Annotated in this window: 8 protein-coding genes; 6 read left to right on the top strand and 2 right to left on the bottom strand. The window is 64.4% G+C overall.

From position 1 onward, the window contains the following. Positions 1–37: 37 nt before the first annotated feature. Positions 38–538 carry an inorganic diphosphatase gene (locus AXE84_RS02795; protein ID WP_060956752.1) on the bottom strand — a complete coding sequence of 167 codons (501 nt, stop codon included), beginning with the start codon at positions 536–538 and terminating at the stop codon, positions 38–40. A gap of 235 nt (positions 539–773) precedes the next feature. On the opposite strand from AXE84_RS02795, the gene dacB reads away from it, so the two are divergent. The 5 genes from dacB to AXE84_RS02770 all read left to right on the top strand — a co-directional run bounded on the left by dacB (position 774) and on the right by AXE84_RS02770 (position 8,532). Then, complete coding sequence (dacB, locus tag AXE84_RS02790; protein ID WP_060956751.1) at positions 774–2,165, top strand: D-alanyl-D-alanine carboxypeptidase/D-alanyl-D-alanine-endopeptidase; 1,392 nt, start codon at positions 774–776, stop codon at positions 2,163–2,165. Positions 2,166–2,246: 81 nt separating this feature from the next. Continuing rightward, positions 2,247–3,485, top strand: a complete 1,239-nt coding sequence (locus AXE84_RS02785) for a zinc-dependent metalloprotease (protein WP_060956750.1) — start codon at positions 2,247–2,249, stop codon at positions 3,483–3,485. Positions 3,486–3,598: 113 nt separating this feature from the next. Next, positions 3,599–4,153, top strand: a complete 555-nt coding sequence (gene hpt, locus AXE84_RS02780) for a hypoxanthine phosphoribosyltransferase (RefSeq protein WP_003789094.1) — start codon at positions 3,599–3,601, stop codon at positions 4,151–4,153. A gap of 221 nt (positions 4,154–4,374) precedes the next feature. Continuing rightward, entirely contained in the window at positions 4,375–5,694 is a 1,320-nt protein-coding gene (locus AXE84_RS02775; RefSeq protein ID WP_081093035.1) for a hypothetical protein, read from the top strand. A 1,536-nt stretch (positions 5,695–7,230) separates the two neighbouring features. Continuing rightward, positions 7,231–8,532: an IS481 family transposase gene (locus AXE84_RS02770; RefSeq protein ID WP_060956748.1), complete on the top strand. Its 1,302-nt coding sequence runs from the start codon at positions 7,231–7,233 to the stop codon at positions 8,530–8,532. 1,857 nt (positions 8,533–10,389) lie between these two features. Here the strand turns inward: AXE84_RS02770 and AXE84_RS02765 are convergent. Then, on the bottom strand, positions 10,390–10,872 hold the full coding sequence (locus tag AXE84_RS02765) for a hypothetical protein (RefSeq protein WP_236750114.1): 483 nt from the start codon (positions 10,870–10,872) through the stop codon (positions 10,390–10,392). Between the two features lie 553 nt (positions 10,873–11,425). On the opposite strand from AXE84_RS02765, the gene AXE84_RS12410 reads away from it, so the two are divergent. Further along, a complete protein-coding gene (locus AXE84_RS12410; RefSeq protein WP_081093033.1) occupies positions 11,426–12,712 on the top strand; it encodes an SAVED domain-containing protein in 1,287 nt (428 codons plus the stop codon). Positions 12,713–12,738 lie beyond the last annotated feature (26 nt).

Genomic DNA, 12,738 nt, shown 5'->3' with positions numbered 1-12,738 from the left:
GTATGCCGCCCCGCCCCGCCAACTCGGGCTGTCCGTGTCAGTGGCCCTCGTGGGCGACGCGGTCGGCCTCGCGCTGGAAGGACTGACGGATCTCCTCCTCGGCCTCCTCGCGGCCCACCCAGTGGGCGCCCTCAACCGACTTGCCGGGCTCGAGGTCCTTGTAGACCTCGAAGAAGTGCTGGATCTCCAGGCGGTGGAACTCCGAGACGTCCTCGATGTCGGTACGCCAGGAGGCGCGCTGGTCGGCGCTGGGCACGCACAGGACCTTGTCGTCGCCGCCCTTCTCATCGCGCATGCGGAACATGCCCAGCGCGCGGCAGCGGATGACGCAGCCGGGGAAGGTCGGCTCCTCCAGCAGGACCAGTGCGTCGAGGGGGTCGCCGTCCTCGCCGAGGGTCCCGTCGATGTAGCCGTAGTCGTCGGGGTAGCGCGTCGAGGTGAAGAGCATGCGGTCCAGGCGAATCCGGCCGGTCTCGTGATCGATCTCGTACTTGTTGCGGTTGCCCTTGGGGATCTCAATCGTGACGTCGAACTCCACGGGGAGCCTCCTTCGCTCGTGTCTTCAGCTCGTTGGGCGCTGGAGCGGCGCCTGGTGGTCGGCGTCGATCCGGCGGGGCGGGTATTGATGGCACTAGTGTGGCGCACGACAGCGCCTGAGGCCGGTAAACGCGTACTCTGCACGTCGGTGCACGGGTGGCAGTAACCTCCTGGGCGCCCCACCTACTTGATATACAGGCCATCCCAGCCTGTCCACAACCCAGTCCGGAGGACGTATGCGCAAGGTCCAGACCGCTGCCCTGACAGCGGCGAGCCTGCTGGTTTTCGGCGGCTACTACAGCCTGGGCGATGCTCTCGACCTGCTGCCCGGCCCGGTGACGGTCGCCTACGCCGACGTCGCCCCCCGGCCCTTCCCGACGCCGGCCGCCCCCAGCGCCAAGACCGCCGCCCCCTCCGGCCTGGACCAGGGGGCTCCTACGCCCTCCAAGAATGCCCTGAACGGCTACATCCAGGGAGTGGTCTCCGACGCCGCCCTGACCGGGGGGAACGTGACGGCCTCCGTCGTCGACGTCGCCACCGGCGAGGAGCTGCTGGACCGCTCGGCCGCCAGTGGGGTGACGCCGGCCTCCACCAACAAGCTGCTCACCGCCTGGGCCGCCCTGTCCTCCATGGGGCCGGGGCACACCCTCCAGACCAAAGCCGTCCTGGAGGGGCAGACCCTCACCCTCGTGGGCGGCGGTGACGTGCTGCTGGCCGAGAACGAGGGCGACCCGAACGCCACGGCCGGTCACGCGGGCCTGGGCGATCTCGCCCGAGCCACTGCTGAGAAGCTCAAGTCCCAGGGGACGACGTCGGTCTCCCTGCGCCTGGACGACACCCTGTTCACCGGCCCCCAGTGGAACGATAAGTGGGAGGCCGGCAACGAGCAGTACGTGGCCAAGATTCAGCCGATCATGGTGGATGTCTCGGCCACCCAGAACCAGGGCTACCCGGATGATCCGGCCATGGGGGCCGCCCAGGCCTTCGCCAAGCACCTGAGCGAGGCCGGCATCACGGTCGACGGCGAACCGACGCGCGCCGCAGCCTCCGGCGGGGCCCGGGAGGTGGCCTCGGTCTCCTCAGCCCCGCTGTCCGACATCCTCGCCCTGTCGCTGAAGACCTCCGATAACACGATGACCGAGGTCGAGGGGCGGCTCGTGGCCGCGCATGCCAAGGAGACCACCGACTTCTCCGGGGCCTCCAAGGCCGTGCTCGCCCAGCTGAGCAAGGACGGCTTCGACACCTCCGGGGTGACGCTCCTGGACTCCTCCGGGCTGGCCAAGGGCAACAAGGTCCCCGCCAGGCTCCTGACCCAGATCCTTACCAAGGCCGCCGGAGGCGAGGGCGGCTCGGCCGGGCGCACCCTCATCGCCGACCTGCCCGTCGCCGCCCTGGACGGAACCCTGGGCAACCGCCTGCACGACACCTCCGCGGCCGGGACGGTGCGCGCCAAGACCGGCTCACTGGAGCAGACCGCCTCCCTGGCCGGCGTGGTCACCACCGCCGACGGGCGCCAGCTGGCCTTCGCGGTCATGGCCAACGGCTTCCCCGCCAATGGCGGCGGAGCGGCCGCAGCCGCGATCGACAACCACTTCGTGGCGCCCCTGGCCTCCTGCGGCTGCTCGTGAGGGGCGCGGCGGCGTGTTCGGCGCAGCAGCGAAGGACAGGGGCTCGCTCAGCCCGGTGAACTCGGCGAGAAAGGTGTCACGGTGACGACCCAGGGCACAGCGGCGGGACTCGTCGACTGGCGGACGGTGGAGCGCCTGACCGCGCTCATCCCGGCGGGCCCCAGCGCCTCACGTTCGGCGCGCGCCAGCTCGGTGGCGGTGCTGCGCCGCTCCGCCCAGGAGGCACCGGCCTGGGTCGCCAGGATCACCGGCCTGAACCGGGCGGCCCAGCAGGTCGCCGAGACCACGCGGGTCAGCGTCGTCGACCGGGCCGGGCTCGTGCGTGCCTCAAGTCGGGCACTGCGTGGCCTCATGGAGCAGGTGCCCGCCCCGCCGGCCTCGGAGGCGATCCAGCTCGTCGGGGCCGCCGAGGTCGCTGGGGCGATGAGCCTGCTGGCCACCCGGCTCCTGGGGCAGGTGGTGCCCGCGGCCCCGAGCGGGACCAGCGGTCACGGGGGCGGTAGTGCCGGCCCGGCTCACCCCTCCGGTGAGGGGGATGGCGAGGGCGATGACGTCGTGACGCCCGCCACCGAGTCGGCCCGTGACGTGACAACAGGTGGAGGCTGGGATGGGGCGGCGTCGCCGCACCTGCTGCTCGTAGCCCCCAACGTACTGGCGGTGCGCCGCCAGATGGACCTGGACATGCTCGACCTGCCCGCCTGGGTCTGCCTGCACGAGATGACCCACGCCGTCCAGCTGGCCGCCGCGCCCTGGCTCGGCCCCTACCTGTCGGACTCCATGCGCATGGTGATCGGCGCCGTCGTCGAGGCCGCCTACGGCAGTGCCGACGGTGCCCGAAGCGCCGGCGGCGGGAGCCGGCAGGAGCGGGGGAGTCGACCGCGGCGGGGCCGGGCGGTGCGCCTTGCGGCGCGCGCCGGCCGAGGGCGGGTGCTCGAGGGTCTGATGAACGTCACGGACCGCGCCGAGGTCGCCTCCCTGGCCGCCGCGCTCACCTTCCTGGAGGGACACGCCGAGGTCGTCCTCGATGACGTGCACCCCAACCGGATGCCCTCGGTCCACCGGCTCCGGGCCGTGCTCTCGCGCAGCCGCGCGGCCGACGGCGGCATCGGCCCCGGGCCCGGACTGGGCTCGCTCCTGCTGCACCGGCTCATGGGCCTGGAGGCCAAGGAGGCCCAGTACGCCGACGGCGCCGCCTTCGTGCGCAGCGTCGTGACCCGTATCGGGCACGAGGGGCTCAACGCCGTGTGGGCCGATCCCGAGCTGCTGCCCACGCCGGCTGAGCTCGCCCGCCCCGACGTGTGGGTGCGCCGCGTCAGCTGACGTGTCAGGCCGGGGCCCGTTGTGGCAGGCTTATGGCGTCGGCGCGGACCGGTGGCCTCCCCGGCCCCGGTGAGCCCGCGCAGCCATGACGACACATGAGGAAGGCAGGGCGTATGGACGCCACGGACATGGGATCGGACCTTCAGCAGGTTCTCATCACCGAGGAGCAGATCGGGCAGCGCCTCGATGAGATGGCCGCGCAGATCGACGCGGACTACGCGGGCCGTGACCCTCTGCTCGTCGGCGTGCTCAAGGGGGCCGTCTACGTCATGGCGGACCTGTCGCGCCGGCTGCACATGAGCGCCCCGATGGACTGGATGGCGGTGTCCTCCTACGGATCGGGCACCAAGTCCTCCGGCGTCGTGCGCATCCTCAAGGACCTGGACACCGACGTCACCGACCGGCACATTCTCATCGTTGAGGACGTCATCGACTCCGGCCTGACCCTGTCCTGGCTGGTGGGCAACCTGTCCTCACGCGGTGCGGCCTCGGTGGAGATCGCCACGCTTCTGCGCAAGCCCGACGCCGCCAAGGTCGAGGTGGACGTCAAGTACGTCGGCTTCGATATTCCTACGGAGTTCGTCGTCGGCTACGGGCTGGACTACGCCGAGCGGTACCGCAACCTGCCGTTCATCGGTACGCTGCGCCCTGAGGTCTACGGGGGCTGACTGACCCAGGTCAACCTTGACGTAACCTGAGGGTCAGACGGAAAAATAACGGGATGTGGCGCCTGGGCGCCGTCGTCAGACGGCGGTCAAGGGGTCCCGGAACTGCGATCTTCCCCCTTTTCAAGGTGGTCGGAGTCGCGTACGTTACGTTAAGATAACAAGTGTAGGTCGCCGGTGGATGTCCCCTCCCGGCGGGTGATGTGGAAGGACTGTTGGTAACAGTGAAGAAGGCTGTGCGTCGACGCGCTCCGAGGCTGGTCGGCCTCGCCGGCGCGGTGGTGCTGTCGTCCTCGCTGAGCATCCCCATGATGGCTCCGGTGTCCGCGGAGCCGACCTCTGGCGACACATTTAATACGGTTGCTGAGATGGCGCAGGCCAGCGGGGCTTCCGGCACCCTGACCACACTCGGTGACGAGGCGCCCGGTGATGACGGCGGCCTGACCTACGACGTGCAGAGCGCGAGTCCCGAGGGTGCGCTGGGTGCCGTCTCGGTCCTGCTGGCCGATGGTCAGTGGGCCGTGCCGCAGGGACTCCCGGCCGGCCCGGCCGCTGGTGCGGATGGCGCCGCCGCCAACGACGTCGTGGCCCGGACCCAGTCCTTCGTCAACGCCGGCGGGTCCCTGGTCTCGGACGCATCACGGCCCACGCCGCTGTCGGGCGCGAACGTGCACGCCGGCGGCCCCGCCCCGTACGCGATCACCTCCTCAGCGCTGGTGGGCATGGTCCTGTCCGGCTGGGACTACTCGCACACCACGTATGCGGCGGACCAGAACACCCAGGTCGGCTACCGGGCCGACGTCGGCCAGGACCTCTCCGGAAGCTGGAAGCCGGACGACCTGGCCGGCTGGTTCCACTCCCAGGGGCGCCTGTGGCTGAACACGGACGGCTCGATCAACCCCGGGGACATCGTCTTCTTCTCCAACCCCCTGTCCGGGGGGCCGGGTGATTCCGGCTCGGCCCCCGCCCAGTCCACGGTGTTCGCCAACGTCTACGACGTCGGCATCTACGTGGGTAACAACCAGGTGGTGCGGGCCTCGACGGGAACCGCCCAGGCGCAGACCCTGGACGCACAGACGATGGCCGAAGTGGCTCTCGTGGCGCGCCCGCAGTGGTCCGCCCCCGCTGGTGGCGCGCCCGCCCCGGCGGATCAGCAGCAGCGCGCCGGCGCTGGCGGCGGTGCGGGTGCCGGGAGCACTGCGACGCCGGCCCCGGAGGCTTCGGCGTCGGCCTCGGCTCAGGCGAAGGCCCAGCAGGGCCCGGCCGCGGGGGCCCCGTCCTCCAAAGGCGGCTCGGTGCCGGACGGCTCGAGCGCCGGCTCGCAGTCCTCGAGCGGGGCCGGGAGCAGCGACCACAACGAGGTCGTGGTGGGTGCAGGTAGCAGCCAGGACTCGAAGGGGCGCACGAGCGCCGCTGAGCGGCCTTCGGCCCAGAGTGTGCGGGAGCGGTGGCTGCCGGTGACGGGTGTGGCGATCGGCGTGCTGTCCGTGGCCGCGATCCTGCTGTCTGCCGGCCTCATCGTCCTGCGCCTGCGCCGCGCCTGAATCGGGGGGGGCGGCGCGCTAGGCGGCTTGAGCCGCCGCCGGGCCGTCTGGTCGCATGACTGCCTGCCCGCTCGTGGGCGGGTAAGGAATGAACGGCGAGTGGGCGGATGCCGAGTTTCTCGGTGCCGCCCGCTTTTTGTGTGCGTCTGTTTGGCCGGTTCCTGCGGTAGAGGCGTTTTGGCTGCGTGACGTTTCGTGGAATCGCGCGAGCTCACCTGTCACGAGTCCACCTGGGGTGGAGGTCTTGGTTGCCGTCGAGGAGGACGGCGCCCGTGGTGGCGGGGTGGTTCGGGGCGACTCGGAGGGTCTGTTCAAGGAGCTGGCGGTCGGACTGGCTGTTTTCCGGCGCTGTTGGCAACCACCGCATGGCAAACCCCGTAAATAGGCGCTTCTGATGCTGGGTGTTTTCTGACCAGCTGCACACAGGCTTTACGCCACGCGCTACAGGTCTTAATGCACCTTTTGGTGCTGGGTGCTTTCTGACCGCATCTGTCAGACGAGAGAACGCTGCCCACTAAGTCTTAATGCACCTTGTGGTGCTGGGTGCTTTCTGACCTGGCATCATCATGTTCTCTGCATGTGCCACAGCAGCGTCTTAATGCACCTTGTGGTGCTGGGTGCGTTCTGACCAGGACCCGGTTCGTGATGGTGGCCGGCGGGGCGTTCAGTCTTAATGCGCCTTCTGGTGCTGGGCGCTTTCTGACCTACAAACTGGTATTGCAGCAACGTCGAGCGATGAAGTCTTAATGCACCGTCTGGTGCTGGGTGCTTTCTGACGTATACTCGCATCTCGCGGACAACGATAAGACAAGTGTCTTAATGCACCTTGTGGTGCTGGGTGCTTTCTGACTGCTCATACACATTGCATGCCCTGAGCGAGCTTGAAGTCTTAATGCACCTTGTGGTGCTGGGTGCTTTCTGACCAGATAAGCGCACCCAGGATCAGCTCTTTGCTGAATAGTCTTAATGCACCTTGTGGTGCTGGGTGCTTTCTGACCGGCAAGTCCTACGCCGCTGCGGCGTTCAGTGCGTCTTAATGCACCTTCTGGTGCTGGGTGCTTTCTGACCCCTGCCTCTGGGAGTGGCGTCGTTGCGCCATTTCCAGGGGCTGGAGCGCCACCGGCTCCGCGAGCACCTCGCGGGACCGGCCGGCACCTCCCCTATTTAACCACCTTTTGGCGTCCTGACGCCAAGCGCCACCGACGCACCCTCGGGCACCTCCAGCCACCAACTTCCAACGACGTCAAGCCAAAAGGTCGACGTTCCGGACTGTGGCTGTGGACACAACCTACTGCGGTGGAGATGGAGTCGGGCTCTGGACTCGACGTCAGGAGCGTTTCCCACGCCGAGCCGCCTGGCCGCCCAGCTCGTTAAGGAGATGAAGATGGACTGTAAGTTCCATCAATAGGCTTTCTGATGCTGGGTGCTTTCTGACAAGGGTGTTATGTCTCTGGACATGGGTGACGGTTCTGTGTCAGGACATGGGTGACACTTCGGTGGGTTCTGGGGGTGACACTTGTGGTCTGAGATTGAGCGGTGAGCTCTGATAAGAACCGTAGTGTTGATCCTCGTGTCCGTCTGGCGATCGCCCAGTGGCCTGATGACGCGCCTCGTGGGGCGGTGACGACGTTCTGCGCTGAGCACTCCATCTCACGCAAGACGTTCTACGTCTTGCGGCGCCGAGCCCGCCTGGAGGGGCCGGCGGCGGTGCTTGAGCCCCGGTCGCGTCGCCCGCGCTCCAGCCCGGCCCGTCTGCCTGAGGCGGTGCGCTCCCAGGCCCTGGAGGTGCGGGCGGCCCTGGAACGCTCAGGTTTGGACCACGGCCCGATCAGCGTGCACGACAAGATGGCCTCCATGGGACTGAAGGCGCCCTCACCGGCGTGGCTGGCCCGGCTCTTCCGCGACCAGGGGGTGGCCCGCTCAGAGCCGTCCAAGAGACCACGGGCGGCCTGGAGACGGTTCGTCTACCCCGCCCCCAATGCCTGCTGGCAGCTCGATGCCACCGAGTACGTCATCACCCAAGGACGCAAGGTGGTCATCTTCCAGCTCCAGGACGACCACTCCCGCCTGGCGGTGGCCTCCCTGGTCGCCTCCAGCGAGACCAGCCAGGCAGCCATCGACGTCTTCGACAAAGGCGTAGCCGCCCGGGGTGTGCCCCAGCGTCTGCTGACCGACAACGGCATCGCTCTTAACCCCAGCCGGCGCGGAGTCACCGGACGCCTGGTGGAGCACGTGCGCTCCCTGGGGGTCGAGCCCATCACCTCCAAGCCCTACCACCCCAGCACCCAGGGCAAGAATGAGCGCTTCCACCAGACCCCGTTCCGCTACCCGGACCAGCAGCCCCTGGCCGCCTCCATCGCCGAGCTTCAGGAGCAGGTCGACCGCTTCGACCTCATCTACAACACCCAGCGCCCCCACCAGGGTCTACCCGGGCGCATCACCCCGCAGCAGGCCTGGGACGCCACTGAGGTGGCCCAGGCGCCCCGACCGGACCGCGACACCGCCCCCATCACCCCAGGAGGCTCAGCCCCTCAGCCAGACACCACCGCACGGCACCAGGTGCATCGACACAAGCCCATCGGTGCCACCGGACAGCGCGAGCTGACCGTCGGCCGCAACGGCACCGTCCACATCAGTGGCATCGCGTTCCTGGTCAACCGCCACCTGGCCGCCTCCACGGTCATCGCGATCTGGGACACCAGAACCATCACCTTCGCTGATCCCCATGGCGAGGTCCTGATCCAGTACACCTGGCCGCCCCAAGGCACTTCCTACGTCTCTCACCACCCACCCGACCCCACCAACCAGCGCGGAGGCCGCGGCCGCAAGAGGCTCTAACTGTCACCCATGTCCCGACACACCAAACGTCACCGAAGTCCTGACACAGAACTGTCACCCATGTCCCGAGACATCACAATTCCTGCGAGCTCGCCTGGCACGAATGCACCTGGATTGGAGGCCTTTGTTGCCGTCGAGGAGGACGGCGCCCGTGGTGGCGGGGTGGTTCGGGTTGGCTCGGAGGGCCTGTTCAAGGGACCGACGGTTGGACTGAACGTTTTCCGGCGCTGTTGGCAGCCGCCGCACGGCAATTCCCAGTGAATAGGCCTTCTGGTGGTGTGTACTTTCTGACTCGAGGTACTCATGCGCCTCTACGAGCTCAGCGACATGTCTTAATGCACCTTGTGGTGCTGGGTGCTTTCTGACCCGAGCAGCTCCTCATAGGGGCTTGTGCTACGTCTTAATACACCTTCTGGTGCTAGGTGCTTTCTGACCTGGATACTCTTCGCTGGTTACATTCTCGAGATGGAGTCTTAATGCACCTTGTGGTGCTGGGTGCTTTCTGACCATATCGACTCAGATATTAATGCGGGCCACAATTAGTCTTAATGCACCTTCTGGTGCTGGGTGCTTTCTGACGAGGGACGCCGACGCGGAAGCGCGTCGGACTGAAAGTCTCAATGCACCTTGTGGTGTTGGGTGCGCTCTGACCTGGCCGCGCTACTTCCAGGTGGTCGGGGAGTCAGAGTCTTAATGCACCTTGTGGTGCTGGGTGCTTTCTGACAGCCGGATTGAGGAGGGTGGCCGGTCAGGCAACCAGTCTTAATGCACCTTCTGGTGCTGGGTGCTTTCTGACCAACCCCAACCTCATCACCCAGTGACGAACGGAGACGTCTTAATACACCTTCTGGTGCTGAGTGCTTTCAGACAAGAAAGAACTATGGGTACCTACTACAACCCTGGCATCGAGTCTTAATGCACCTTCTGGTGCTGGGTGCTTTCTGACAGGACAAGGAGATGTTCATGACGATGCGCACCTGGGTGTCTTAATGCACCTTCTGGTGCTGGGTGCTTTCTGACAAGTCGTCAACTGCCAGCAGGAAGAGCGACTTCAAGTCTTAATGCACCTTCTGGTGCTGGGTACTTTCTGACGCGGAAACCCCGCTCCGTCATCAGCCTCGCGTTGAGGTCTTAATGCACTTTCTGGTGCTGGGTGCTTTCTGACCAGAATTGCCATCCCCTCCTGAGTGTCGGAGATCTGGTCTTAATGCACTTTCTGGTGCTGGGTGCTTTCTGACACACACATATATTTCGATCAGCGAGGAGAGAGTCTTAATGCACCTTCTGGTGCTGGGTGCTTTCTGACTTGCCTTCTATCAGTCGGCAAACCCTGATCCGGGGGGTCTTAATGCACCTTCTGGTGCTGGGTGCTTTCTGACTTGCCTTCTATCAGTCGGCAAACCCTGATCCGGGGGGTCTTAATGCACCTTCTGGTGCTGGGTGCTTTCTGACACTTTGACGGAGATGTTGTTGCTGCCAGTGTTCAGGTCTTAATGCACCTTCTGGTGCTGGGCGCTTTCTGACAGTGGGGATACCTCCAGCGCAACATCTGGGGGAACCTGTCTTAATGCACCTTCTGGTGCTTGGTGCTTTCTGACCCCTGCCTCTGGGAGTGGCGTCGTTGCGCCACTTCCAGGGGTTGGAGCGCTACCGGCTCCGCGAGCACCCCGCGGGACCGGCCAGCACCGCCCCTATTTAACCACTTTTCGGCGTCCTGACGGCAAGCGCCACCGACGCCCCCTCAGGCACCTTCAGCCACCAGCTTCCGACGACGTCAAGCCAAAAGGTCGACGTTCCCGCCTGTGATTGCGGGCATATCCTGCTGTGATGGGGTGGATCCGGTCCCCGGGCTCGGCGTCAGGAGCGTTTCCCACGCCGAGCTACCTGGCCGCCCACCTTGTCAACGAGCAGCCAGATCCTATCGCAGATGAGGACCGACCTGATAAGACCGAAGCCAAGAATCCACCCCCATCCCGCGTCCCAGCCGCCGATGCGCTGGTGCCGGACCGCAATACCCTTGGCGGCCTCCCAGTTGGACCAGATCTCCAGGAACACGCTCAGCGGCAGGCCTATGAAGGTCAGGACCGCCAAGGCGATCTCCATGACCCGTGTGGAGCGGGCGCGCTCCTCCTCGGCCTTCTGGTCGGCGCGGCCGATGCGCATCAGTACGTTCTCGCGGAGCCTGTGCGCCTGATCTCTGGCCTCCTCAACCAGTAGAGGAATCCGGTAAGTGTCCAGCAGGTAGGTCAGGAAGGCGTCGAGCTGTCTGTCGGCGTCGGTCATCATGGTCCACTGCTCGGAGACGACGAACCCGACTGCCTCCGAGTCGAGCTCGATCACACGATCCACCTCATCCGCAGCACGCGGCTGAACGTCGGCTAGACAAGCCATGAGCGAGGACGCCCGGAAGCGCTGAAGCAGCATGAGCAGAATCGCCTCGATGAAACGCCCCTCAACCTGGGCCAGCGGGAAGAACCCTCCCTGTTGAACCTGGCAGAAGGAGCACCCGTGGGACCCTGCGCGCCGAAGCCGTGACCCCATTAATTGTCGATAGTGATGAGAATGATGTGATCGTTAGGTAATGAGTGTAGTGGCGTGCTGAGGGTGATCTGGGGGAGCATCGAGAGTGATAAGCGCTATCGCACCACTGTCATGGGCGAGTTTGGCTCCATTACTCGGATATCCGGGCGTACGGAGGTTCCTCGGTGGTGTAGTCGGCCCTGCGGATAGTTGATGAATTTACTTCATAGAAGTGCCGCGAGAATCTCTCCATGTGGCTATGATCGGAGCCGATGTCATCAGGCTTGGATCGACCGTGGTTTCCTCAAGGGTTCGAGGGGCAACTCCCAGTCGGCGCGATTCGCGGCAAGTTGAATGAGAGAAGAAGGACGTAATGAGTTCAGCAGAGTTGCAGATCGATCCGTATGGTCCGGTGTTTATCTCGTACCGTCATTCCGATGGTAAATCGATTGCCGATCGTGTGTCGACATTGCTTAAGTCTGTCGGCGTGCCCGTGTGGATTGACTCTGAAGCAATGCAAGTGGGGCACATCGAAAAAAGGGTAGACCGGGCTATCGAGCAAACAATTTCAGGAGCCATCGTGATTTCAACCGAAGATACGGCGCACAGCGACGTGATCTCCAAAAATGAGGTCCCAGGGTTTCTGCAGCTGCTAGATAACGATCCAACGTTCCCGATTTGCATCATCAACGTCAATGATAAGGATGCCGTGAGGGAGGGTCTTGACTATTCTGCGCCAGATCGCCGCATGCGTACGGTTACGGTTGAAAGCGATTTGAGGGGTCCGCTTTCGTTGATCAAGCAGTTCGGGGCGGAAGAAGAAGATCTTGTTGCCCTTGTGGGGGCGATGGCGACGGAGCGAGTCAAAAGGATTCATCAAGCATGTCAAGAGAAGGACGATAGGATCGTTCGGCTTGGTTTGTATTCTTGGGAAGAGTCTGTCGACCATGCATTGTCAGGTAACTACCTTGACCTTCGACTGGCTGCGCCGAAGAGCGGTGACCGTTTCAATAGGGAAGCGCTGAAAACGTTCAAGGACACCCTCAAAGAGACGCGGAAGGCTGTAGAGTATGTATCACCTTCGGTGTTGCAAATCGAGGGGACGGCTCACTTGTTCCTCGCCTTTGTTTTGGGGACGCAGTTCCCTGAGACGTTTGTTAAACGAGCAATCGTTCGGCAGAGCGGCGAGAACTGGGGGCGGGAGAATAACGGTGACCAGAACGAAAGTTTTCTTCACCTAACAGATCAAAGAGTCTGTAATGAGTCTTCGGCGGGGCGTGCTCGAGTCGCCGTATATCTGGACCTTGTTGCTGGGCGGCTTGACTCTGCATTCACTTCATTCGTTGAGGCGAATAAAGAGAATATCAGATATTCTGCGCGCATTGGAATGCGGGAGCCCGGGAAAATCGATCCCAATGACGGGGCGCGCATCGCGAGGGAGGCTTCCAACATGATCCGTGACCTCTCTGGCTCTCACGGTGCGGCTCATATTGACCTCATGATGAGGTGTCCGCTACCACTAGCGTTCTTGATCGGCAGAAATGTCAATACTCTCAGTTTCACCGTCTACGAGTATGAACGCGACAACGATAGGTATGTACCAATGCTTGATGTTGACACATTTGATCGTTCTAACGTTATCACGAAAGTGCTAGTGTGAACAAAAAGGTTGCACTGGAGCACGGT

Origin of the sequence: Actinomyces oris (assembly GCF_001553935.1) — a bacterium.
GTDB lineage: Bacteria > Actinomycetota > Actinomycetes > Actinomycetales > Actinomycetaceae > Actinomyces > Actinomyces oris_A.
Note: the sequence above shows the minus strand (reverse complement) of the source record. Positions and strands in the feature narration are given on the sequence as shown.

What these genes read in the sequence shown, in the direction of transcription:
- dacB (WP_060956751.1), top strand. Translation starts at nt 774, where the DNA reads ATGCGCAAGGTCCAGACCGCTGCCCTGACAGCGGCGAGCCTGCTGGTT.
- AXE84_RS12410 (WP_081093033.1), top strand. Translation starts at nt 11,426, where the DNA reads ATGAGTTCAGCAGAGTTGCAGATCGATCCGTATGGTCCGGTGTTTATC.
- hpt (WP_003789094.1), top strand. Translation starts at nt 3,599, where the DNA reads ATGGACGCCACGGACATGGGATCGGACCTTCAGCAGGTTCTCATCACC.